Source organism: Streptomyces sp. NPDC046261 (assembly GCF_040646235.1).
Classification (GTDB): domain Bacteria; phylum Actinomycetota; class Actinomycetes; order Streptomycetales; family Streptomycetaceae; genus Streptomyces.
The window spans coordinates 1-23,228 of record NZ_JBEYZU010000010.1 but is presented as its reverse complement, the minus strand read 5'-3'; the positions used below and the strand labels follow the sequence as shown (position 1 = coordinate 23,228).

The 23,228-nt window shown below is 72.9% G+C and carries 22 protein-coding genes; 9 read left to right on the top strand and 13 right to left on the bottom strand.

The genetic code is table 11. The annotated features are described in order from the left end of the window. Positions 1–7 precede the first annotated feature (7 nt). The 5 genes from ABZ956_RS19370 (at position 8) to ABZ956_RS19350 (ending at position 4,840) form a co-directional block, all read left to right on the top strand. Positions 8–721 carry a hypothetical protein gene (locus ABZ956_RS19370; RefSeq protein WP_361894737.1) on the top strand — a complete coding sequence of 238 codons (714 nt, stop codon included), beginning with the start codon at positions 8–10 and terminating at the stop codon, positions 719–721. A gap of 91 nt (positions 722–812) precedes the next feature. Next, positions 813–1,427 (top strand): hypothetical protein, encoded by a 615-nt coding sequence (locus ABZ956_RS19365; RefSeq protein ID WP_361894734.1) that lies wholly within the window; start codon positions 813–815, stop codon positions 1,425–1,427. Positions 1,428–1,553: 126 nt separating this feature from the next. Then, positions 1,554–2,705 carry an alpha/beta hydrolase gene (locus ABZ956_RS19360; protein WP_361894731.1) on the top strand — a complete coding sequence of 384 codons (1,152 nt, stop codon included), beginning with the start codon at positions 1,554–1,556 and terminating at the stop codon, positions 2,703–2,705. Between the two features lie 69 nt (positions 2,706–2,774). Beyond that, on the top strand, positions 2,775–4,160 hold the full coding sequence (locus tag ABZ956_RS19355; protein WP_361894728.1) for an MFS transporter: 1,386 nt from the start codon (positions 2,775–2,777) through the stop codon (positions 4,158–4,160). A gap of 134 nt (positions 4,161–4,294) precedes the next feature. Next, on the top strand, positions 4,295–4,840 hold the full coding sequence (locus tag ABZ956_RS19350; protein ID WP_361894725.1) for an RDD family protein: 546 nt from the start codon (positions 4,295–4,297) through the stop codon (positions 4,838–4,840). Between the two features lie 24 nt (positions 4,841–4,864). On the opposite strand, the gene ABZ956_RS19345 is transcribed toward ABZ956_RS19350, so the two are convergent. Both ABZ956_RS19345 and ABZ956_RS19340 read right to left on the bottom strand, forming a co-directional pair. Further along, complete coding sequence (locus ABZ956_RS19345) at positions 4,865–5,923, bottom strand: polyprenyl synthetase family protein (RefSeq protein WP_361894722.1); 1,059 nt, start codon at positions 5,921–5,923, stop codon at positions 4,865–4,867. 64 nt (positions 5,924–5,987) lie between these two features. Next, positions 5,988–7,034: a tetratricopeptide repeat protein gene (locus ABZ956_RS19340; RefSeq protein WP_361894719.1), complete on the bottom strand. Its 1,047-nt coding sequence runs from the start codon at positions 7,032–7,034 to the stop codon at positions 5,988–5,990. 361 nt (positions 7,035–7,395) lie between these two features. Between ABZ956_RS19340 and ABZ956_RS19335 the strand changes: the two genes are divergently transcribed. Then, the gene (locus tag ABZ956_RS19335; RefSeq protein ID WP_361894717.1) at positions 7,396–8,967 is read left to right on the top strand and encodes a phospholipase D-like domain-containing protein; all 1,572 of its coding nucleotides are present in this window, start codon (positions 7,396–7,398) and stop codon (positions 8,965–8,967) included. A gap of 213 nt (positions 8,968–9,180) precedes the next feature. Further along, positions 9,181–10,128, top strand: a complete 948-nt coding sequence (locus ABZ956_RS19330; RefSeq protein WP_361894714.1) for a serine hydrolase — start codon at positions 9,181–9,183, stop codon at positions 10,126–10,128. Between the two features lie 39 nt (positions 10,129–10,167). Here ABZ956_RS19330 and ABZ956_RS19325 read toward each other — a convergent pair whose 3' ends face one another. The 5 genes from ABZ956_RS19325 to ABZ956_RS19305 all read right to left on the bottom strand — a co-directional run bounded on the left by ABZ956_RS19325 (position 10,168) and on the right by ABZ956_RS19305 (position 16,451). After that, positions 10,168–11,106, bottom strand: a complete 939-nt coding sequence (locus ABZ956_RS19325; RefSeq protein ID WP_361894711.1) for an alpha/beta hydrolase — start codon at positions 11,104–11,106, stop codon at positions 10,168–10,170. A gap of 100 nt (positions 11,107–11,206) precedes the next feature. Further along, positions 11,207–12,499, bottom strand: a complete 1,293-nt coding sequence (locus ABZ956_RS19320; protein WP_361894708.1) for a wax ester/triacylglycerol synthase domain-containing protein — start codon at positions 12,497–12,499, stop codon at positions 11,207–11,209. 68 nt (positions 12,500–12,567) lie between these two features. Continuing rightward, positions 12,568–13,812 carry a glycosyltransferase gene (locus tag ABZ956_RS19315; RefSeq protein WP_361894705.1) on the bottom strand — a complete coding sequence of 415 codons (1,245 nt, stop codon included), beginning with the start codon at positions 13,810–13,812 and terminating at the stop codon, positions 12,568–12,570. A 66-nt stretch (positions 13,813–13,878) separates the two neighbouring features. Further along, entirely contained in the window at positions 13,879–15,444 is a 1,566-nt protein-coding gene (locus ABZ956_RS19310) for an alpha/beta hydrolase (protein WP_361894702.1), read from the bottom strand. Between the two features lie 113 nt (positions 15,445–15,557). Further along, complete coding sequence (locus ABZ956_RS19305) at positions 15,558–16,451, bottom strand: peptidase (protein WP_361894699.1); 894 nt, start codon at positions 16,449–16,451, stop codon at positions 15,558–15,560. 190 nt (positions 16,452–16,641) lie between these two features. On the opposite strand from ABZ956_RS19305, the gene ABZ956_RS19300 reads away from it, so the two are divergent. Beyond that, the gene (locus tag ABZ956_RS19300; RefSeq protein WP_361894696.1) at positions 16,642–17,829 is read left to right on the top strand and encodes an aminotransferase class V-fold PLP-dependent enzyme; all 1,188 of its coding nucleotides are present in this window, start codon (positions 16,642–16,644) and stop codon (positions 17,827–17,829) included. Here the strand turns inward: ABZ956_RS19300 and ABZ956_RS19295 are convergent. The 6 genes from ABZ956_RS19295 to ABZ956_RS19270 form a co-directional block, all read right to left on the bottom strand. Continuing rightward, on the bottom strand, positions 17,817–18,059 hold the full coding sequence (locus ABZ956_RS19295; RefSeq protein WP_361894693.1) for a hypothetical protein: 243 nt from the start codon (positions 18,057–18,059) through the stop codon (positions 17,817–17,819). The genes ABZ956_RS19300 and ABZ956_RS19295 overlap by 13 nt on opposite strands. 12 nt (positions 18,060–18,071) lie before the next feature. Further along, positions 18,072–18,365, bottom strand: a complete 294-nt coding sequence (locus ABZ956_RS19290; protein WP_071963773.1) for a hypothetical protein — start codon at positions 18,363–18,365, stop codon at positions 18,072–18,074. 115 nt (positions 18,366–18,480) lie between these two features. Continuing rightward, positions 18,481–18,792, bottom strand: coding sequence for a hypothetical protein (locus tag ABZ956_RS19285; RefSeq protein WP_361894690.1), 312 nt, complete (start codon positions 18,790–18,792; stop codon positions 18,481–18,483). A 106-nt stretch (positions 18,793–18,898) separates the two neighbouring features. Continuing rightward, positions 18,899–20,026: an amidohydrolase family protein gene (locus tag ABZ956_RS19280; RefSeq protein ID WP_361894687.1), complete on the bottom strand. Its 1,128-nt coding sequence runs from the start codon at positions 20,024–20,026 to the stop codon at positions 18,899–18,901. A 1-nt stretch (position 20,027) separates the two neighbouring features. Beyond that, the gene (locus tag ABZ956_RS19275) at positions 20,028–21,383 is read right to left on the bottom strand and encodes a glutamine synthetase family protein (RefSeq protein WP_361894684.1); all 1,356 of its coding nucleotides are present in this window, start codon (positions 21,381–21,383) and stop codon (positions 20,028–20,030) included. A gap of 168 nt (positions 21,384–21,551) precedes the next feature. Then, the gene (locus tag ABZ956_RS19270) at positions 21,552–22,757 is read right to left on the bottom strand and encodes a serine hydrolase domain-containing protein (RefSeq protein ID WP_361894681.1); all 1,206 of its coding nucleotides are present in this window, start codon (positions 22,755–22,757) and stop codon (positions 21,552–21,554) included. A 206-nt stretch (positions 22,758–22,963) separates the two neighbouring features. Between ABZ956_RS19270 and ABZ956_RS19265 the strand changes: the two genes are divergently transcribed. Further along, positions 22,964–23,228: hypothetical protein (locus ABZ956_RS19265; protein ID WP_361894678.1), on the top strand; the 265-nt coding region annotated here is incomplete at its 3' end.

Here is a 23,228-nt window from a genome sequence, read left to right as displayed (position 1 = left end):
GGGGAACATGCGTAAGCCACACGCGCGTCGGGGTGCGATCGTCGTCACTCTGGCCGCAACAGCCGGACTGCTCACGGCCGTACCGGCCACGGCGGCCGCGGACGGAAGTCCGTCCGGCCGGGACTCGCGGGGAGACATCGACTTCTCCGTATTCGACACCGGAGCGGGAATTCCCAGGGATTCGTCGTTCAAGCTCGCCGACCTCAGCCGCTACGGCGTGGCCCGGTCCGCCGTCGACGAGCTGGGGGCCGGGAAATTACCGGCCGCCGGGGCGAGCGGCGAGAAGACCCTGGCCGGCCCCGACGACGTGGTCGGTGAATGGAAGGAACGGGACGGCTGGGACACCGTGATGCGCCGGGGCTACTACGACCCGGTCCTCGACCGCGGATTCGGCTTGACCAAGGTCGAGCAGAAACACAACCTCACCCTCAAGGCGGTCAGGGCCACCACGAAGTACCCTCGTCCCGGCGCCACGGGCAAGGAACCCCTCAGCGGTTCCTCGACCACCTACAACTACCGGACCGAGGTGCTGCACGTCCGGTGCAGCGGCTGGTGGATCTTCAGGACCTGCCGGGTCGTCGACGTGAAGACCATCCGCGCGGGAGTGGACTTCCGCGTCCCGCCCGGCGGTGACGGAAAGTCCAAGGGCGTCATCACGGCCTTCTGCGAGGGCGTCCCGGGACGGTGCCCCGACTGGGTCAAGAATTCCATCAACATCTAGCCGGTACCCTCCGCGGCCCGGCCCACTCGTGCCGCCCGCCGTCACAGCGGCGGGCGGCACGACACGTTCTTCTTTCCGAAAGGTACGCACGATGAGCTCTCATCCACGCCGGCCGGCCCGCCACCTGCCCGCGGCCGAGTGGTGGGCACCGCTGCTCGTCGACGTGGCCGCGATCCAGCGCGGCAGTGCCCCGGCGGGCCTGTGCGTGCGGGACATCGATCTCTCGTCGGGTACCGCGGAACTGACCGTCCAGTGGCCCGGCAGGGCAGACGCCACTCTGCTGCCCGATCCGGAGGCCGGCCGCGCGGCGCTGCTGCGCCTCATGGCCGCGGCGGGCCCCGTCGAGCCCGCGCCCGAGGACCACGACAGCGAATTCTGGGTGGCCGACACCCCGCTGCTGAGCCACGCCTGGCTGCTGGACGAGCTGGGCCGCAGAAGCGACGCGTGGTACGCGTACCTGCCGCAGCCAGTGGAACTGCTGGGCGTCGCCACCGACGGCCGCGACACGGCGACGGTCTCCGTCGCCCGCCTGTCCCGCGACGACGTGGTGCGGGTGCGGGTCGCGTTGGAGGGGCTGGGCAGCGACGGCACGGACGCCGGCCTGGCGTACACGATCGTCGAACACGCCCACGCGGCCGACCCCGCCACCCTGCCGACGGCAGGTGTCCAGGGCGGCCGGCCCGTGTACGTATCCACCCTGCCCTAGCCCGGCGACCAGGCCGTTCTCATACTCCGGTAGCACCCACGGATTGGCCCCGTGGTGTGACGTCGCGCCACCCACCCCCTTCCTACGTTTCCCCTCGTCACCGCAGCAGACGAGGGGAATTCACGCATGCGCCGCTTCAAGCGCACACTGGTCGCCGCAGCACTCACGACGACCGTGATGGCGGGCACGGCCGGCTGGGCCGTCGGCGGCGAGCAGACCGCCGTGACCGGCCCCCCGGCCGGCGCCGCCGCGTGGCGCGCGGACCACTTCCTGCACCGCCCGCTGCCGGATCCGGCCACCGCCGCCCCGCACGACGTGGCGCGCTTCTTCGCCTCCCTCGACGACACGCGCCGGCACGACCTGGCGACCCGTCACCCGCTGGTCGTCGGCAACCTCGACGGCGCCCCCATACCCCTGCGGTACGAGGCCAACAGGCTGGCTCTCACCGCCGAGCGCGACCGCGAGCAGGCCCGGGAGGCCGACCGCACGCTCCCCGCCCACGAGCGCGAGCGGGCCGGCGCCCGCGCCGACCGGTACGAGCGGCTGCTGGCACCGGGCCGGCAGATCCTCGCCTTCGACCCGCGGGGACGCGGACAGCTCGCCGAGGTGTACGGCGACTGGGCGGCGGCCCGGCGCACCGCGGTCGTCGTCCCCGGCTCGGACATCGACCTGGCCTCCTTCGACCGCACGAAGGACCACGTCGGCACCCCCGCCGGAATGGCCCGTTCACTGCTGGCGGAGATGGCCCGGCAGGCGCCGGACACCCCGTCCGCCGTGATCGCGTGGGCCGGTTACACCACACCCGTCGGCGTCGGCCTCGACGCCGCCACCGGCCGCCTCGCCGAAGCGGGCGCCGCACGCCTGGACCGCTTCCTCGCCGGCCTCTCCGCCCTCGCCCCCGCCGCCCCGCCCGCCGTCTTCTGCCACAGCTACGGCTCGGTCGTCTGCGGGCTGGCGGCCCGGGGACTGGACGGAACCGAGGTCGCCGACGTCGTCGCCCTCGGCAGCCCCGGCATGCGCGCCGACTCGGCCGCCGCCCTGCACACCGGCGCCCGGGTGTGGGCCACGCGCCGCAACGGCGCCGACTGGATCGGCAGGGTGCCCCACGTCCGTCTCTTCGGCCTCGGCCACGGCACCGACCCGACGTCCGCGGAGTTCGGCGCCCGCCTCGTCCCGTCCGACGGAGCCCACGGCCACAGTGACTACTTCGCCCCCGGCACCCGGTCGCTGCGCCACTTCGCGGGCATCGCGCTGGGCGCCCACGCGGCCGTCCGCTAGCCCGCGCTCCCGGCGATCGCACGGAAAACCGCGCGTCCGCGGTCACGTGCCCCGTTTACTGTCAAGAGCATGGCAGACCACAACGGGCCGGGCGACCGACCCCATCCTCCTCACGACACGGGCCGCATAGCCGACGTACCCCCACCCGGCCGGCGCCGCCTCCGTCCGCTGGCGGGCGTCCTGGCCGCCACGGCCGTATCCGTGACCGGCACGCGCGTCTCGGCGATCGCCCTGCCGTGGTTCGTCCTCGTCACCACCGGCAGTGCCACCCTCACGGGACTGGTCGCCTTCTGCGAGATGGCCCCCTACGTCCTGGTCAAGGCCCTCACGGGCCCGCTCGTCGACCGCGTCGGCCCCCGGGTCGTGTCCTGGAGCACCGACCTGGTCAGCGCGGCGGCCGTCCTGCTCATCCCGCTGACGCACAGTCTGCACCTGCTGCCCTTCTGGCTGCTGCTGACGCTCGTCGCGGTGGTCGGGGCGGTGCGCGGCCCCGGCGACCTGGCCAAGGAGATCATGGTCCCGGAGGCGGCCGACCGCAGCCGGGTGCCGCTGGAGAGAGCCACCGGCCTGTCGGGCGTCACCGAGCGCCTCGCCTCCACGGTGGGCCCGGCGGCCGGCGGCGCGCTGGTGGCCCTCATCGGCCCCCTGACCGGCCTGATCGTCAACGCGGTGTCCTTCGCCCTCGGCTCCGTGATCATCGCGCTGGTCCTGCCGCGCGGCATGGGCCGGCCCGTCGGCGACGAGGACACGCCCCACAGCGGCGAGGACCGCGCCGGCTACTGGCAGCGCCTCGGCGAGGGCTTCGCGTTCCTGCGCGGCGAACCCCTGTTGCTCAGCATCATCGTCATGGTGGCCATCACCAACCTGCTGGACGCGGCGTTCAACGCCGTGCTGGTGCCGGTCTGGGCCCGGGAGAGCGGCGGCGGGCCGGCGGTGATCGGCCTGACCGCGGCCACGGCCGGCATCGCGGCGGTCTGCGGCAGCCTCATCGCCGCCGCCGTGGCCCACCGGTTGCCGCGCCGGGTCGTGTTCTTCGCCGGCTTCCTGCTGGCCGGCGCGCCGCGCTGGCTGATCCTCGTCTCGGGGGCCCCGGTGTGGGCGGTGGCGGGGGTCTTCGCGCTCTCCGGCTTCGGCGCCGGCTTTCTCAACCCGATCCTGGGCGCGATCTCCTTCGAACGCGTGCCGCGTCAACTCCTCGGCCGGGTAAGGGCGCTGGGCGATTCATGCGCCTGGGCCGGCATTCCCCTGGGCGGATTGCTGGCGGGCACCGCGGTGGCGTCCCTCGGACTGACGCCGGTGCTCCTGGCCGGGGCCGCGGCGTATTTCTGCACGACCAATCTGGCCGCCCTGCGACCGGAATGGAGGGAAATGGACCGAGGTCGGCGACCGCGCACCACGTCGTCACCCGCCGGCCATCCGCATAACCTCCCCCAAAGGGCATCGGTGCGGAAATGAATACCTGACGCACAATCAGTAGCGGCCCTTCCGCCGGATCGCCGGACCGTTTCGGATAACCGTTTGCGATCGATCTCCGCGCGGAACCCGTATCGATTTGTACGATCGCCCGCTTCTCCTATTGGATCAGTTGTGTGAGTCATTACCAGCAGCAGCCCGGCGTCCAGAACCCCTACGGTTACAACGCCCCGCCGCCCCAGTACTACCCGCCGTCCATGCCGCCGATGGGCCCCAGCGGCCCGCCCGAGCAGGCCCTCGCCAACCAGGGCGCCCGCCTCGGAGCCCGCATCCTCGACACCATCTTCATGATCGTGCCCATCGTGGTCATGATGCTGATCACCATGGCGATCGGGCGGGCCAGCGGGGGTGCCACCCCCGTCGTCGCCCTGCTCAACCTCCTCGGTTTCGCGGCTGTGCTCGTGTTCTACGAGCCCTTCATGACCGCGAAGTACGGCGCCACCTTCGGAAAGCGCATCTGCGGCCTGCGCGTCGCCCGCCTCTCCGACGGCCAGAACCTCTCCTTCGGTGCCGCGTTCGGCCGCTGGGCCGTCTACATGCTGATCGGTTTCATCCCTCTCGGTGGCCTGATCAACGTGCTGTCCTGCTGCTGGGACAAGCCCTATCGGCAGTGCTTCCACGACAAGGCCGCGAGCAGCGTCGTCGTGAACCGCACCGCCTGATACCGCCGCCGGCAGGCCCCGCCGTCACAGCCGCCGCTCCAGCAGGAACGCGGTGAGCGCGAGAAGTTCGTCCGTCGCACGCGGTGCCAGCGGCACCCCGTGCAGGCACTCGCGCGCGGCGGCCGCGTGGCGGCGGGCCTGTGCCAGGGCGACATCCCGGCCCCCGGCCTCCTCGACGAGCCCGGCCGCGTGGCGGGCGCCCGCGGCGTCCAGCGGGGCGGCCGGGCCCAGCAGGGCGGCGAGCCGGCGGCCGGCCGGGCGGTCGGCGGCCAGGGCCGCGAGCACCGGCAGGGTCTTCTTCCCGCGGAGCAGGTCGCCGTGGACCGGCTTCCCCGTGGCGCCCGGGTCGCCCCAGATCCCCAACAGGTCGTCCACCGCCTGGAACGCCACCCCCAGATGCCGGCCGGCCCGCGCGAGCGCGTCCACCACGAGCGGCGGGGCCCCGCCCAGCACCGGGCCCAGCGCCAGCGCGCAGCCCAGCAGGGACCCGGTCTTGCCGGCCGCCATGGCCTCGTACTCCGCCATGCCCACGGCGCCCGGACCCGTCCACGGCCGGTCCTCGAAGAGGAGGTCGTCGGACTGGCCCGCCACCAGCTCCCGCAGCGCGCCCGCCAGATGCCGCACGGCCGCCGCGCTCCGCCCGCCGCCCGCCCCCGCCAGCGTCTCGACGGCGAGCGCGAACAACGCGTCCCCGGCCAGCACCGCGGGCCCGGTGCCGAACGCCTTCCACGCGCTGGCGCCGTGCCGCCGCCGTTCGTCACCGTCCATGATGTCGTCGTGCACCAGCGAGAAGGCGTGCACCAACTCCACCGCGACCGCCCCCGCGACACCCGCCCCGACGGGCGCGCCCACGGCCTCGGCCCCCACGACGGCCAGCGCCTGCCGCACCCCCTTGCCGCCGCCGGACGCGCCCGGCGTCCCCTCGGCGTCGCACCAGCCGAGCGCGAACGAGCCCATCAGCCGTGGCCAGGGGTGCAGGCTCTGCACGGCTTCTTTGAGGGCCGGTTCGACCAGCTCCCGGCAGCGCGCGAGCACGTGGTGCGGGGATATCGGGGGCACCTGCAGGGCGGTCTGTGACGTCATGGCGGGCTTCTCTCGTCCGGTGGGATGCGGGGCGGCCGGTACGGCCGTGAAGGCGGCGGCCATCTCAGGACGCCGGGGCCGCCGGCACGGTCGTGATCCCGAGCTCGGCCCGCGCCCGGTCGACCATCTCCCGGGCGTGCAGCAGGCCCAGCCTGCCGAGCGTGCCGTGCAGCGCCTCGAGGTCGGCGGCGGTCGCCGCCAGGTCACGCCCCAGCCGGGCCCGGGCCTTGACCAGGCCGAGTGTGGCGAGCGCCGTGCCCCGCGGCTCGCCCATCGCCCGGAACTCCTCCAGGGCGCCGCTGTAGGTCGCCCGCGCCTCCTCGTACCGGCCGGCGCGGAAGAGCACGTTGCCGCGCATCTTGTGGTTGTAGGCCAGGGCGCTGACGAGCCGCATCTCGCGGCACGCGTGCTCGGCCTCGGTCAGCAGCTCCAGGGCCCGGCCGGTCTCCCCGCGCAGGGACAGCACGTCGGCTATGCCGCGCAGCGCCCACGCCCGGCCGCGGGCGTCGTCGGCCCGTGCCGCTATCAGGGCCGCCTCCTCGAACATGGCCAGGGCCTTGTCGTACGAGCCGGTGTTGCGGTGCATCTGCGCGATGCCTTCCAGGGCCCACACCGTGTGCCGGGCCTCACCCCGCCGTCTGGCCTCGGCCAGCAGCTGCTCGTGCAGTTCGCCGACGGCCGTGTAGTCGCCCTGGATGCGGCCCGTCTCGGCGAGCCCGGCCAGCGAGTAGCCGCGGGCCACGACGTCGCCGCCGCGCTCGGCCAGGTCGGCGGCGACGGCCAGCCACCGCCGGGCCAGGGCGAGGTCGCCGCGCTGCCGGGCCAGGGTGCCGCCACTCCACACCGCCCACGCCATGGCGCCCTCGTCGCCGGCCTGCCGGGCCGCCCGGTAGCTGGCCTTCCATGCCTGTTCGGCCTCGGCGACCCGGCCCAGGCGGCGGCTGGCCTCGGCGACGGCCAGCGACGCGTGCGCCGACTCCAGGGCGGTGCCGCCCCGTTCGGCCCGGCGCCGCTGTTCCACCGCCTTGGCCAGTACCTCCTCCAGAGAGGAGTTGACCGACAGCTCGCCCAGCGCGCCGCGGTACTCGGGGGCGAAAGCCTTGCCGTACATGTCTGCCTCCGTCGTGACGTCCGGTCTTCCTGACGGATGTGATCAAGAAGCTCGGTCACGAAGCTATGGGCGTGAGGCAGTGCGAGAAATCCATCCATCAGGCGGTCTGTCGTACATCTGCGGACTGGTGGCGGAGTGGCGGGTCATCCGCGAGACGTACGGGACGGCGTGGGAGGCGGGCCGTCCCGCCGGGAGGCCGCTGACCTGAACCCGCCGGTGGGGCCCCGACATGTGCTGTTCAACTGTTCGACAGCTGATAACTTCTCCGCGTTGATCTTCCGTTCGCGGAATCCTTCCTTCGTTTAAGGACGCACCATTGCTCCGCCACCGGCTCCGCCGTTTACGCCGTCTCACCCGCAGTGTGACGATCTCGGCCGTCGTCCTCGCCGCGCTCCCCGCGACCCCCGCCTTCGCCGGCTCCTCACCCACCCCGCACCTCGACGCCGTCGAGAAGACGCTGCGTCAGGTCTCGCCCGGCCTCGAGGGTGACATCTGGCAGCGCACCGCCGGCAACAAGCTGGACGCCTCCGCCGCGGACCCCACCGACTGGCTCCTGCAGACCCCCGGCTGCTGGGGCGACGACAAGTGCGCCGACCGGCCCGGCACCAAGCGGCTGCTCGCGAAGATGACGGAGAACATCTCCAAGGCGAAGCGCACGGTCGACATATCCACCCTCGCGCCCTTTCCCGACGGCGCGTTCCAGGACGCGATCGCCGCCGGCCTCAAGGCTTCGGCGGAGTCGGGGAACAAGCTGCGCGTACGCGTCCTGGTCGGCGCCGCGCCGGTCTACCACATGAACGTGCTGCCCTCGAAGTACCGGGACGACCTCAAGGCCCGGCTCGGCAAGGCCGCCGACTCCATCACGCTGAACGTCGCGTCGATGACCACGTCGAAGACCAGCTTCTCCTGGAACCACTCCAAGCTCCTCGTCGTGGACGGCGAGTCGGCCATCACCGGCGGCATCAACAGCTGGAAGGGCGACTACCTCGACACCTCCCACCCGGTGACGGACGTCGACATGGCCCTCACCGGCCCCGCCGCGAGCACCGCGGGACGCTACCTGGACACGCTCTGGACGTGGACGTGCCAGAACAAGAGCAACATCGCCAGCGTCTGGTTCGCCGCCTCGGGCGGGGAGTGCATGCCCACCATGGAGAAGGACGCCAACCCCACCCCCGCCGCCCCGACGGGCGACGTCCCCGTGATCGCCGTCGGCGGCCTCGGCGTGGGCATCAAGGACTCCGACCCCACGTCGAAGTTCACGCCACAGTTGCCGACCGCCCCCGACACCAAGTGCGTCGTCGGCCTGCCCGACAAGACCAACGCCGGCCGTGACTACGACACGGTCAACCCCGAGGAGAGCGCCCTGCGCGCCCTGGTGGCCAGCGCGGACCGCCAGATCGTGATCTCCCAGCAGGACCTCAACGCCACCTGCCCGCCCATCGCCCGCTACGACATCCGCCTCTACGACGCCCTCGCCGCGAAGATGGCGGCCGGCGTGAAGGTCCGCATCGTCGTCAGCGACCCCGCCAACCGCGGCGCGGTCGGCAGCGGCGGCTACTCGCAGATCAAGTCCCTGGCCGAGATCAGCGACACCCTCCGGGGCCGCCTCGCCCTGATCACCGGCGGCCAGCAGAAGGCCAAGGCGGCGATGTGCTCCACGCTGCAGCTCGCCACCTTCCGTAGCTCTCCGAGCGCCACCTGGGCCGACGGCAAGCCGTACGCGCTGCACCACAAGATGGTGTCCGTGGACAGCTCCGCGTTCTACATCGGCTCCAAGAACCTCTACCCCTCGTGGCTGCAGGACTTCGGCTACATCGTGGAGAGCCCCGAGGCCGCCAAGCAGCTGGAGGCCAAGCTGCTCGACCCCGCGTGGACGTACTCGCAGGCGGGCGCCACGTTCGACCACGCCCGCGGCGTCTGCTCCGCCTGAGCCCGGCGCCCGCGGTTTCCGCGGGACGGAAACGGGGGAGTGCCCGTACCACACAGGTACGGGCACTCCCCATTTCGTTCATATAAATGCGTTCGAATATCGGGGAATTATCCGACTGTCTTCACTCATTAGTGAAGGGATTTCATCTCGCGCGGCATCGGGTGCGACCATTCGCTCGCCCAAACCCGATCAGCGAGGAAATCTGGAGAATCCATGCAGCGATGTGGGGGAAGTGCCGACGTGCGGCTCCGCCGGGGGGTGGTCCGCCGCTGGGGAACGGCGCTGACCGCGTCCACTGCGGCCGTGGCGGTCGCCCTCCCGACGGCCACCGCCGAAGCCGCGGCCGGCCCCGGGGGGATCGCCGCCAAGGGCGCGTACCTCGACAGCGGCCCCGACGGCAAGCCGTGGGGCAAGGCGGCGGACACCAAGCGGCCCATGGCCAGCACCACGAAGATCATGACCGCCGTCGTGGTCCTCGACGACCACGCCGGCGAGCTCGACCGGCAGGTCGCCGTCAAGCAGTCCTACCGCGACTGGGTGGCACGCAAGCAGGCCAGCACGGCCGACCTGCGCACCGGCGACAAACTGACCGTCCGGCAGCTGCTCTACGCCCTGATGCTGCCCTCCGGATGCGACGCGGCCTACGCGCTCGCCGACACCTTCGGCAGCGGCGGCACCGAGGCGGCACGCACCGGCTCTTTCGTCGCCACAATGAACAAGAAGGCCCGCGAACTGGGGCTGCGCAACACCCACTACGACTCGTTCGACGGCATCTCCGCCCAGGGCGGCAATTACAGCACCCCCCGCGACCTCGCGAAGCTCGCCCGGCACGCCCTGCGCAGCGACACGCTGACCACGGTGATGAAGGCGACGAGCACCCAGCAGAAGGCGAAGAACGTCAACCGCCTCTACACCTGGTACAACACCAACAAGCTGCTCGGCTCGTACCAGGGCGTCATCGGGCTCAAGACCGGCTCGACCCAGGCCGCCGGGCCGTGCCTGGTCTTCGCCGCCCAGCGCGGCTCCCGCAAGGTCGTCGGCGTCATCCTCAACGACCCCGCCGGCCGCTACCCGGACGCCGCGAAGATGCTGGACTACGCCTTCCGCACCCACACCGCCATGAAACTGCGCCGCCTGCCCTCCGGCGCGCACGAGGACTGATCCGCCCCGCCGTCCGGCCCCCGAAAGGGGCCGGACCCCTCAGCGATCGGCCGCCGGGCGGGGCGAGGGGAGCGCGTTCCGCATCTGGTGCCGGATGCGCTCAACGGGATGGCAGTAGTCGAGACCGGTGAGGGAATCCCCGGAGAAGAAGCGGATCAGCAGATCCACCACCTCGGCCGGGCATTCCAGGTGCAGCAGATGGTCCGCGTTCCGGAACGCGACGAACCGGGCGTCCGTGCACTGCGCGGCGGCCTCCCGGCTCAGCGCCGGTGTACTCAGCGGGTCGTGCTCACCGGTCGCCACCAGCACCGGAACCCGCACGGGCGGCCCGGCGGGCAGCCGCGCGTTCGCCAGCAACCGCAAGGAGTTGTCGCGGTACTTGACGAGATCGTCGGCGGTCATCTCGCGCAGGGCACGGGTCAGACATCTGGCCACCGTGGCCCTGCGGGCGACCGTGACACCGGGCGAGGTGCACATCATGCTCTCCAGCACGCACTCCACGAACTCCGCGTGCCGGTCCTGCTCCGCCAGGTCCAGCGTGAGCTGCACCCGGGCCCGGGCGGAGGCCGTCAGGTGGGACATCGTGCCGAAGAGGGCGACACGCTCGACCCGTTCGGGGTGGTCACGCGCCCACTGGTACGCCACCGCGCTGCCGTAGGAGGCGCCGAAGACGTTCACCGGGCTCGGCGCGACCTTGGCGAGCAGCTGGTCCAGCGCCTCGGTGAGGAAGTCGAGGCCGTAGCGGGCGGGCAGGCGGTCCGCCGCACCCCAGCCGGGGAGGTCCATCGTGATCACGCTCGCCGCCTCCCGGCACCCCTGCTCCAGGCGGCCCCAGGAGTTCTGGTACTGGAACGCCCCGCCGACGAAGACGATGGGCGCCACTCTGGCATTCGGCTGGTGCACGACCCGGCCGCTGTACGCGTAACCGTCCAGGGTGAGCGGAATGACCTCTTCAAGGAGTGCGGTACGCGTCGGCACGGCCGGTCTCCGTTTCGTGGGGGGACTTCACCAGGGGGAACGAGAACCGGGGCGGGACGTTACTGCCCATATGGCCGTCACCCGTCGGAGCGCACGGCGCTCACACGAACAACGCGCGGATCTCCTCGCGGACGAGCGTGGACAGCCGCGCCCCCAGGTGCCGGTGGGCGTGGTCGGTCGTCACCGTCACCGTCGCGCTCGTGTCGTGCACGGCCATCGTCATCGCCACCGGATGCCCCGGGCTCAACGGCGGCAGCGCGGCGATCCCGGTGAGCCGCGCCGCGCCCAGCGCCAGCGGGCCCGCGTGGGTCGCCATGCTGCTGCACAGCAGCGAGGAGTACAGCGGGGAGTCCGCGTAACGGCCCAGAACCTCGCTCATCAGCCCGTACCGCCGCGGCCGCGACGACACGAACAGCGCCTGCGCCCGCGCCCGCTGCTTGAGCGCCGCCCGCCGGGTGAAACCGTCCACGGCCGCGAGCCGCCGCTGCGGACAGCCGCCCGTCGGCAGCGGCACCCGCACCGCGGCGTAACGGTTGCCCAGCACCGCCCCCTCGTCGTCCGCGCGCACGTCGACGGGGACCATCGCGCACAGTCCCGGCAGCGGCAGCCGCCCGGTGACGCCCGCGCTGCGCAGCGCACCGGCCGCCGCGGCGAGGAAGACCGCGTTGGCGGACGCCCGCCCCGACGGCAGCGCCTCACGGGCCGCGCTCAGCTCCGCCGCCGACACCCGGCTCCAGGCCACCGCCCGCCGCGAGTCCACCGGGCCGTGGAACGGCAGCGGCCGCGCCCGCGGCAGCAGATCCGCCAGCGCACGGGCCAGCGCGAGCCGCGGCGGCCCGGCCGGCTGCCCGGCGGGCCGGGCCCGCTGCCCGGGCACGGCGGCCGGCGCGTCCAGCAGCTCACGCAGCAGCGTCACGAACGACACCCCGTCGAGCAGGGCGTGATGGGCGCGCAGCAACAGGGCGAACCCGTCGTCGGCAGGCAGCAGATGCAGCTGCCACGGCGGCCGCGCCGGGCCGAGCGGGTGTGCGAGCAGCTGCGCGGTACGGGCCTCCAGCGCGGCCGGCGAGGGCGAGTCGGGGATGTGCTGCCCGGGGTCGAACTCCGGCCCCGGCGTCCAGTGCGGCCACGCGCCGGAGCCGGTCGCCGGGGCGCCCGGCGTCCAGCGCAGCCGCTCGTGCGACCCCCACCTGCGCCGGACCAGCTCCCGCAGGTGCGGCAACGACGGTGCGGGGCCCTCGAACCGGGCGAGGATCCCGGCGGTCATGCACACCGACCCACTGCTCTGGTGCCGGTACAGCCAGGCGTCCAGCGGGGGCATGGCGAAGGCGGCCGGCCGCTCGGCGGTCCGGCCGGAGGAGGCGAGTTCGGGCAGGGACGGGTGGGGGGTCACAGGGAGTCCTTACGTCCTGGTCTCATGCGGTGGTCCGGAACGGGCCGTGCCGACGGCCCGGCACTTCCTCAGCAGGGCATGTCCGCGATCGCCCGGGCGACGGCCCCCGCCCCGTCCTCCAGCCCCAGCCGGGCGGCCAGCTGGGTGGCCCGCCGGGCGAAGCGGGGTTCGCCCGTGGCCCGTCGCAGCGCCTCGGCCAGCCGGCCGGCCGTCAGCTCCGCGTACGGCAGCGCCCCCGGGCTCACGCCCAGCCGCGCCAGCCGCTCGGCCCACCACGGCTGATCGGTCAGGACGGGCACGGGAACAGCCGGCACACCGGCACGCAGACCGGCCGCCGTCGTCCCCGCCCCGGCGTGGTGCACCACGGCGGCCGTGCGCGGCATGAGCCAGCCGTGCGGGATCGGGCCGACCGTGATGACGTCGTCGTTCATCACGGACAGCCCCGCCCAGCCCGACTGCACGATGCCGCGCAGCCCCGCCTGCCGCAGGGCCCGCGCCGTGATGTCGGCGAGCCGCCCGGGATCACCGGGCATCATGCTGCCGAAGCCCACGAACACCGGCGGCGGGCCCGCCGCCAGGAAGTCGGTGACCAGCGTGGGCGGCTCCCAGTCGGCGCACTCGTGCGGCCACCAGTACCCCGCGACGCCCAGCCCGGGGCGCCAGTCGGCGGGCAGGGGGACCACCGAGGGGCTGTAGCCGTGCCAAATGGGCCACCGGCTCCGCTCCCGATCCATCCGCAGCCGGTGACCGCTGCGGTAGGCGAGCCCGAGCCTGGCGTGCAGACTCCGGTTGGCGGTGGCGTACAGCGCGTCCAGCACCGCGTTCGCGGCCTGACCCCGCACCCGGTTGGCGAACCCCGGGGGCTTCCAGGGCATCGTGCACGGCGAGAACGCGGCCGTGGGCGTATCGGGCTGGAGGAAGACGCCCATGCTCGGAATGTCGTGGTAGCGCGCCACGACCCGGCCGATCGGCGCGGCGATCGCCGACAACAGGACCACGTCGGCCTTGGGGTCGACCGCGGCGAGGATCCCGTCGACGAGCGCGAGAGCCGCCTGCTCGGTGGCGCGCACCACCCGCAGGACGGACGCCGGCGAACGCACCGCGCGCCGGAACCGGCTGTGCGCGCCCAGCAGCTCCTCGAACGGATCGGCCTCCAGCGCCCGCATCCGCAGGCCGCAGCACGCCACCACGTCCGTGAACCGCGCGTGAGCGGCGATCTCCACGTCATGGCCCTCGGCGAACAGCCGGTGCCCGAGGCCCGTGTACGGGGCGACGGAGCCCATCGTGCCCGCTGTGATGATCTGGATGCGCATGTCCCCGACCTTCCTGCCGCCCTGTCGCATCAACGACAGGGCACCCGGCCCGGATACGGCACCGGCCTACTTCGCTGCCGACGCCGCCCCTCGCGCCCCCTCGGGCACCGGCGGGGGAACGGCGACGCAGGCCGTGTCACCGCCGGGCGCCGCCCCCGTCAGCAGATAGGCGTCGACGATGCCGTCCACGCAGGCGTTGCCCGCCAGGTACTGCCCGTGGTCACCGCCCCCCGTGACCGTCACCAGCCGCGAGCCGCGCAGGGCACGGTGGGCCCGCAGCGCCCCCTCGTAGTAAGTGGCCGGGTCGTGCACCGAGTTGAGCATCAGCGTGGCCGGCAGGCCGGCCCCGGTGACCTTCACCTCCGGTGCCGGGGACGCCGGCCACGCCGCGCACACCGAGGCGAAGGCCAGCTCGCGCGCCCCCGCCAGCGGCCGCTCGCGCGTGTCCGCGCCGCTGCGCCGGATCCACGCGCCCATGTCCCGGGTCCACGGAGTGTCGTTGCACGTCACCGAGAAGTACTGGGCGAAGAAGCCGGAGTCGGCGTAGCCCCCGAACACCTGCCGCACCGTCGCCTTCTCCTCCGGCTTCGCACGGTCCCAGTGATCGAGCGCGGCGAGCGCCGTCGCCAGCGGCCCGAAGCCCTGCCCCGCGTCGTACATCGCCTGGATCGTCCCGCTGTCCAGCTGGTTGGGGCCCACGACGACCCCGTCGACGGTCACCGGCCGCTGCCCCAGGGCACGCCGCCGCTGCTCCCACTTCGCCTGCGCCCCGGCCGCGGTACGACCGTAGTGGTAGACGTCGTCGTACCGCGCGAGCCAGGGCAGGAAGTCCTTCTCGAAGCGGCGCTGGAAGCTCATCGGCTGGTCCTTCATGAAGCTCTCCCAGGAGCCGTCGAAGGCGATGTTGCTGTCCAGCACGGCCCGCTCGACGCGCCGCGGGAAGAGCGTCGCGTAGTAGGCGCCGATCATCGTGGCGTAGGAGGGGCCGTAGTAGGAGATCGTGCGTTCCCCCAGCAGGGACCGGAAGAGGTCCATGTCCCGGACCGTCTGATCGGTGTTCAGGTACGGCAGCAGATCACCGCTGCGGCTGCGGCAGTTCTCCACGAACGTCCGCGAACGCTCCACCACCCGCCGCAGTGCCGCCGGTGAGCGGTCGCGGAAGTCCCCGTCGAGGAAGTCGGCGAACTCCGCGTCGCTCTCGCACACCGCCCGCGTGCTGCGGCCCACCCCGCGCTGGTCGAAGCCGACCACGTCGTAGGCGGCCCCCACCGCCGGCGACTCCCTCACCAGTCGCGCCGGCCTCAGCAGACCCTTGCCTCCCGGCCCGCCCGCCGCCATCATCAGCACCCCGCGCCGCTTGCCGGGGTCGCTCGCACGGTGCCGGGAGACCGCCACCGTGAGGTCCGTCCCGGCGTCCGGGTGGTGCCAGTCGCGCGGCACCGTCATCTGTGCGCACTCCAGCGGCGCATCCTTCTCACATGGCTGCCAGTCCAGGTGCTGCTGGGCGTAGCGGGCCGGTACGGCCGGCCGGGCCAGGGCGGCGGACGCCGGAAGGACGGCGGCGGCTATGGCCGTCGCCATGACGCCCGACACAGCGGCCGCCGTCCGTCGTGACTTCCCGAACGTGAACATCGATCCTCCTGCGCGATTGCGGTTGCCTCGTCGATGCTTCCGTCCGGCGCCCTCGTGATCGATCCCGCTGCTGCCCGTTCCGGGGGTGGCACAGGAACCACCCCCGTCCTCCGTCAGGAGCGCTGCGCCCGGTCGTGGACCCGTCGGGCCGCCGCCCCCAGGACGGGTCCCGACATCGTGGTGCTGTGCTCCAGCGCGTCACCGTGGCTGTTGACCGACACCAGCGTGCCCCGGCCGGTGGTGGCGTCGAAGTCGGCCAGCCAGGGGCCGCCGCTCGCCCCGCCCGTCATGTCGCAGGGCATGACCGTCTCGTCGTCCGGCGCGGCCTTCGACGGGCCCGCGCAGTACAGCAGCTCCTCACCGCGCTGGGGAGTGGAGGCCGGATAGCCGAACGCGGTCACCTCCCCGCCCGGCTCGCGGTCGAAGGCGACCGGCTGGCCGCCGGTCACCTCCGTGAGCCGCCTGCCCTTGACCGGGTCCACGGTCAGCGCCGCGATGTCACCCACGGAGTCGTGGGCCCAGGACGCGGGCGTGACCGTCGCCCGGACCGGGAACACCCCGTACGGCCGTGCCCCCTTGGCGTAGCCGGGTACGAACACCAGGTCCGTGTAGGTGTTGACGGGGGAGGCCCCGCGGCGCACGCAGTGGCCGGCGGCCATGACGACCGAACGGTTGCCGCTGTCGACCGCGGTGGCGGTGCACCAGGTGTCGGCACCGTCGGCGTTGACGAAGAACAGCCGGCCCACCGTCTTCACCGGCGCGCCCTTCCACGTCTTCGTCAGCGGCCCCGTCGGACCCAGGTCCACCGTCCCGCCGACCTTCCGCATCCGCTCCGGCGTCCAGTAGGCGAGCGCCTGCCGCCGCTCCTGCGGGCTGTAGGCCACCTCCGCCACCTCCGCCCCGGGAGCGGCACCGGCCGCTGTCGCCGGGGACGGTGCCGCGCCGAGCGTCGCGGCACAGGCCACGGCGACGGCGGACAGCCGGGTGAGCAGGTGTGAAGAGCGCATACGGACGTCATCTCCTCGGGGGCGTGCGAACGGAGTTCCGTGCGGGGAGACGGGCAGCCGGCCGGCGGGGTTGCGTGCCCGCGCGGCTACCGGGCGGCATCCGGCCACTGGCATATGGGCAGGGTCGATGGTGAAGTCGACCCGTACACCCTCCGTAGGCACATCAACTCCCAGATCAGGAGCGCACCTTATGGACATCGCCGCACTGCGCGAGGAAACGCCGGGCTGCGCGCACCGCGTGCACCTGAACAACGCGGGCGCCGCCCTCCTCTCCCGCCGGACCCTGGAGACGATGACCGCCCACCTCGAACTCGAGGCCCGCGTCGGCGGCTACGAGGCCGCGACCGAGCGCCTGGAGGCCATCGAGGCGGTCTACGCCACCATCGCCGAACTCCTGAACGGGCGCCCCGAGGAGGTGGCGCTGTTCGACAACGCCACGCATGCCTGGCAGGCCGCGTTCTACTCCCTGGCCTTCCGCCCCGGCGACCGGATCCTCACCGGCCGTTCCGAGTACGGCAGCAACGTGCTGTCCTACCTGCAGGTCGCCCAGCGCACCGGGGCCGAGATCGTCGTCGTCCCCAACGACGCCCATGGGCAGCTGGACACCGCCGCGCTGACCGCCCTCCTCGACGAGCGCGTCAAGCTCGTCGGCGTCAGCCACATCCCCACCGGCGGCGGCCTGGTCAACCCGGCCGCCGAGATCGGCCGCATCACCCGCCGGGCGGGGGTGCCGTTCCTGCTGGACGCCACGCAGTCGGCCGGCCAGTTCCCCGTCGACGTCCAGGAGATCGGCTGCGACATGCTGACCGCGACGGGCCGCAAGTTCCTGCGGGGCCCGCGGGGCACGGGCTTCCTGTGGGTGCGCACCGGGATCCTGGACCGCCTCGACCCGCACGTCAACGAGACCGCCGCCTCGGTCTGGGACGGCAAGCGCGGCTTCACCTGGCAGCCGGGCGCGCGGCGCTTCGCCACGTGGGAGATGAGCTACTCCAACGTGCTGGGCCTGGGCAGCGCCGTGCGCCAGGCCCTGGACCTCGGCCTGGACGCGATCGGCGAGCGGGCCGTCGCCCTGGGGGCCACCTTGCGCGAGCGGCTCGACGCGGTGCCGGGGGTACGCACGTACGACCTGGGGCGCGAACGGTGCGCCATCGTGACCGCCAAGGTCGACGGGGTGCCGGCGGAGGAGGTCAAGGCCGTGCTGGCCGGCCGGGGGATCAACGTGACCACGACGGCTCCCGAGCAGTCGCAGTTCGACACCGAGGACCGAGGCGTCCACCCGCTGGTGAGACTCTCCCCGCACTACTACAACACCGAGGAGGAACTCGACCGGGCCGTCCGCGTGCTGGCCGGTCTCGCACGGCCGGCTCAGCCGAGGTAGTCGATCTGGTAGATGTGCAGCGTCTTCGTCTGGTGCCCCAGATAGATGACGACGAAGACGTCGTCCAGCACCAGCATCCGCATGATGCCGTCGTCCTCGCCGTACGGGACGGTCACCGAGAGAGGGTTCGCGCAGGCCGCGGCGAGGACGTCGCTGAGCTGCCCGCTCACCGCGGGCGGAAGGGAGTCCCAGACAGCCGCTATCGTCGCATCGTACTTGAGCGCGTACACCGGCTCAGGGTGTCAGCTCCAGGGGGCTCCGTGGGCGCGAATGAGGGCAGCGTCCTCCTGCACCTTTTGGGTGATGTCGATCCACTCGCCCGGCACCTCACCGCCCGCCGCCTCGGCGGCCGCCGCCTGCCGCCCCCGTTCGACGGAGGCGAGCGTCCGTTCGGCGATGGCCTGCCACTTCGCGAAGACGGCCGGCACCGTGTGCGCCGGCGCCCGGCCGATCTCGTCACTGAAGCGCCGCGAGAGGTCGGGACTGCCGAGAACGTCGCGAATGCGCTCGATGCTCCACACCGTGCCGGTGCTCATGGGTCCTCCCCGCGTCGGCGGCTCGACCGCCCAGAGTAGCGAACTTGTTCCCTCCGTATCAGCGGAACCCATGGGGCCGCACTACGCCACAGGAGCGCCGTGCGCCGCGCGCGCCCTAGCGCATGAAGACGACGCTGTGGAACGACTGCTGGCCGTAGAACCCGGACGGGAAATACGCCGCCGTGCCCCGGCAGTCGGGGGTGTCGTACAGATAGGCGTTGCGGTCCGTCTCATTGCCGGTGACGCCCTGGGCGTGGCCGACGGTGTAGCAGTGCCCGTCGACGGGATTGGTCAGACCGTGCCGCACGGCGCCCTGTGGCGTGTGATAGATGAACGTTCCCGTGGCCGCCTGCGCGGAGGGCGGTGCGGTGAGGGTGAGCAGTCCTGTGAGAGCCAGAGCGCCGAGCCTGCGGAGCGGATGTCGCATATTCCACAATGCTCGCGGAGGCCACCGGAGCACAGGACCGGTTGGCGGGCAGCTTCACCCAAACGATGGCTAGGGGGGCAGAGGGGCCTAGGGGGGGCAGAGGGGCCTAGGGAGCCGAGGGGGCGTCCAGGCCGTAGACCCGGCGGGCGTTGTCGGCGGCGATCAGCGCCGCGACCCGTTCCGCGTCCCCGGCCGACCAGGCGCCGTCCTCGACCCATCCCGTCAGCAGCCGGCCGAGCCCTTGCCGGAAGAGCTCGGCCCCCACGACGTAGAGCTCCGGCAGGCCGTAGGCGTCGGTGGAGAACAGGAGCTTGCCGAACGGGGCCAGTTCCAGCATCTCGGCCAGCACGGCCCCCGCGCGCGCCCCGGTGTGGGTCAGGGCGAGCCCCATGTCGGCGTAGACGTGCGGGAAGGAGTGGGCGAGATAGCCGGCGCCCCGGTGGTAGGGGTAGCCGTGCAGCAGCACAAGGGTGCAGCCGGTCGGGCGCACCGCCCGGACGAAGTCGGTGAGCAGCAGTGGGTCGCAGCGGTCCAGCCGCAGGTCGGGGTCGCCGAAGCCGGTGTGCAACTGGAGCGGCAGGCGCGTCTCGGCGGCGGACCACAGCAGGTGCCGCAGGAGTGTGGGCTCGGCCAGCCGGGTGCCCGGGGTACGGGCGGTGAGCCAGCGGTCGGCTGCGGCCCGTACCTCGGCCGGGCGCGGTGGGCCGGGTTCGAAGTCGAGGCCGTAGCGGTAGGCGACCACCGACTTGAAGCCCGCGGCGTCGCGGGCGCTGTCCCGCACGGCGTCGCCGAGGCTGTCGAGGAACGCGGCGCGGCTGCCGGCGCCGTCGGCGATCCGTTCCGCCAGGTGTTCGAGGCGGACGATCTCGTGGCAGGCCGCGTCACCGGCCGCCGCCAGCTCCCGGGGGCTCGTCAGGTCGCCCGGCAGCCCCGTGTCGACCAGGAAGTCGGAGATGCCGCAGGAGCTCAGCAGGCGACGGTTGGTCTCGGCCGCGCCGAGCTCGGCGCGGCGGGCGAGGTAGACCTCCGGCGGGCAGTGCGGTGCGAGGTCCAGAAGCGGTGGGCACCAGCGGCGCACGGCGAAGCCGAGCTGGGTGTCGAAGAAGGAGGTGCCGGGCGCGGCGGGCGCGTCGGACTCGGTGAGGAAGGACGCGAACGCCGCCGCGGAGAGGCCGGAGCGGGCCACGCCGTGACAGTGATGGTCCACCAGAGGGGGGACCGGCACGCCGGTCATGTCAGTACCGTCCGCGCGTCGCGGCCGCGATGTCCTTCGGCGCCAGGCCCTCGAACAGCTTCACCTCGCCCGCGCGGACGGCGGCGATCGCCTCGAACAGGGGGTCGCCGAGCGCGGTGCGCAGCAGGGCCGAGCCCTGGAAGTGCTCCAGGGACTCGGCGAGGGACGTGGGCAGCCGCGGGTGGCCGCCGGTGAGGGCCGGGTCGCCGGCGGCGGGCGGCGGCAGCCGCAGCCCCTCGTCCAGACCGGCCAGCCCGGCGGCCACGACGGCGCCCGTCACCAGGTACGGATTGGCCGCCCCGTCGAAGCACTTGACCTCGGCGTTGGCGCCCTCGGCGTCGTCCGGCGCGCCGGTGATGAAGCGGAGCGCGGCCTCCCGTGCCTCCAGGCCCCAGCACTGGAAGACCCCCGCCCAGCGCGAGGGTTCCAGGCGCAGATAGCTGGCGGGCGTGGGGGCGCCGAGGGCGAGCAGCGCGGGCAGCTCCCGCACCACACCGGCCAGGAACGCCTCGCACTCGGCCGTCATGCCGTACGGGCCGTCGCCGCCGCGGCACAGGTTCCGCTCGTCCTGCCACAGGCTCAGGTGCAGATGCGCGCCGTTGCCGACGCCGCCGGGCTCCACGACGGGGGCGAAGGAGGCGTCGAGGCCGTGCCGCGCCGACACCGCGCGGATCGTCTCCCGGACGAGCACCGACAGGTCGGCCGCGCCGACCGGGTCCGAGGGGGCGACCGACACCTCGAACTGGCCGAGGGAGTACTCGGGGTGGATCTGCAGGACGTCGACGCGCTGCGCGGTGAGCGCGTCCAGCACCTCGCGCAGATAGTCCGACAGCTCGATCACCCGCGTCATGCCGTAGGCGGGGCCGGAGCAGGCGTAGCGCGGCGGCTCGTGCCCGTTGGCGTGGGTGACGACCCATTCGGTCTCGAAGCCCATGCTCAGCCGCATCCCGCGGGCCGCGGCCGCGTCGGCCATCCGGCGGGCGAACTGCCGCTGGCACGCGGCATAGGGTGTGTCGTCCTGTTCGTACCGGTCCACCGGCGCCCAGGCCCAGCCGGGCTGCGCGGCCAGGACGGTCAGCCGGTCCAGATCGGGGAACAGCCGCAGATCGCCGTCGGGGCCCCCGATGTGACGGCTGGTGACGCTGGAGTCGTCGACGAGGAAGACGTCGAAGGAGGGGGAGGCGCCGACGCCCCGACGGGCGGCGTGCGCGAGGCGAGCCGTGGGGACGGCCTTGACGCGGGAGATGCCGGCGTTGTCCACCCAGGTGAGGGCGACGCCGCGGATGTCCTGCGCGGTGAGCTGCGCGGCGGCCTGCCGGGCCGCCGACTCCGCCCGTTCCCGTTCCGGCTTCTCCACGGTGCGCTCCTCACCTCGGACAACCGCTCGACCCAGGACCGCGCCTGGGAGGTCTGTCCGTATTACACCTCACGCCTGCCGGTGCGCGCCCGGGTACGGCGCGGTACGGGCCACAGGGGCGCGCACGCGGCAGCCGCGATCAGGGTGGTGTGCGCGGCGGGCCGGACGTCAGCGCAGGGAGGTGACGGCCGCCAGGGCGCTGTTCGTCTTCAGGGCGGCTGCGGCCGGTTTCCCACCGCAGTACTCGGCTTCCACCAGTGCGGGGAGGTCGGCCCTCCAGTCGCCGTTGTAGTTGAACGCGGCGGTGTGGCGTCCGTCCGCCGTGGAGACGGCCAGGGAGGTGGAGCCGTGGATGCCGCCGCTGTGCAGCCAGACGGTCCTGCCGCACGAGAGTGTGGCCGAGGTGACGCCCAGGCCGTAGCCGCCGCCGGCGTCGTCCATCGGGACGGTGGTGAGCAGCTCCTTCTGCTGACGCTCGGGCAGCAGCGTGCCGCCCAGCAGCGCGCGGTAGAAGCGGTTGAGGTCACCGGTGGTGGAGATGATCTCGCCCGCGGCGCCGCCCCAGGACGGATTGAGCTCGGTGGTGTCGACGATCTCGGCGTCCGGTGCGTCGGAGAGCTTGCCGTACGCGCGGCCGTGCGGGGACGGCATGAGCGATGAGGTGCCCGGCAGGGTGGTGGCGCGCAGGCCCAGCTTGTCGATGACGCGCTTTTGGATCTCGGCGGCGTAGGTGTGGCCGGTGACCTTCTCCACGATCATTCCGGCGAGGACGTAGTTGGTGTTGGAGTAGTTCCAGCCCTGGCCCGGCCGGAAGTCGGGCCGGTGCTTCATGGCGATCGCGACCAGCTGGCGGGGCGTGTACGTGTCGTAGCGGTGCTCGGGGAAGCCCGAGGTGAGCTTCTCGACCATGCCGGGGTCCTTGGTGTAGTTGAAGACTCCGCTGGTGTGGTTGAGCAGTTGGCGGACGGTGATCCGGCCGCCGTCGTGGCCGTTGCCCCGGACCACCCCCGGCAGCCGCCGCTCGACCGTGTCGTCGAGGTCGAGTCTGCCCTCGGCCTCCAGCTGGAGGAGAACGGTGGAGACGAACGCCTTGCTGATGCTGCCGATGCGGAAGCGGTCCTGGGGGAGGCGCTGGCGGTCGGTGGCGAGGTCGGCGACGCCGACCGATCCGTGCCAGGTCCCGAGTTTGTCCTGAACCTGCCCCAGGATGCCCGGTATTCCGGCCTTCACCTCGGCCGCCATGGCCGCCCGGGTGGCGCCGTGCGCCCCGGCGTCCTGTCCGGCGCCGGCCGCGGACGCCGTCGCCAGGCCCGTGGTGGCCAGCGCGGCCACCACTGCCCCCACCAGCGCCGTGCGTACTGTCCGTAATCCCATCGTGCTGCCCTTCCGTCGGAGTGTTGCGTGTACACCTCCCGGGACCGCGTCAATGGCTCGGACGTTGACCGGTCTTGGCGGGCGGGCACCGTATCCGGCCAGTCGGTTCATCGGATGGAAGGCGGCCGGATGATCGCACCGCGACTCCGGAATCTCACTCTTTCGACGGAATGCACCCAAGGTGACCGAACAACTACGCTTGGTGCGTGTCTATGTGGGGTCGTGGGGTATTGCTGCAGCCCGTGGTGCGGGCTGTGGTCGCCGTGCTGACCTCCGTGCTGCTCGTGCTGTCCGCCTCGGCGTCCGAGGGGATGGAGCTCGCGTCCGTCCGGGAGGAGGTCCCCGCTTCCTCGCCCTTGGCGGACGGGTCCTCCGACGAGTGCGCCGCGTGCACGGGCGAGCAGCGGGTTCCACGTCCGGGGAGGGTGGGGCGGCCGGCGGGCAGGCGCGCCTGCCCGCCCGCCCAGGCGC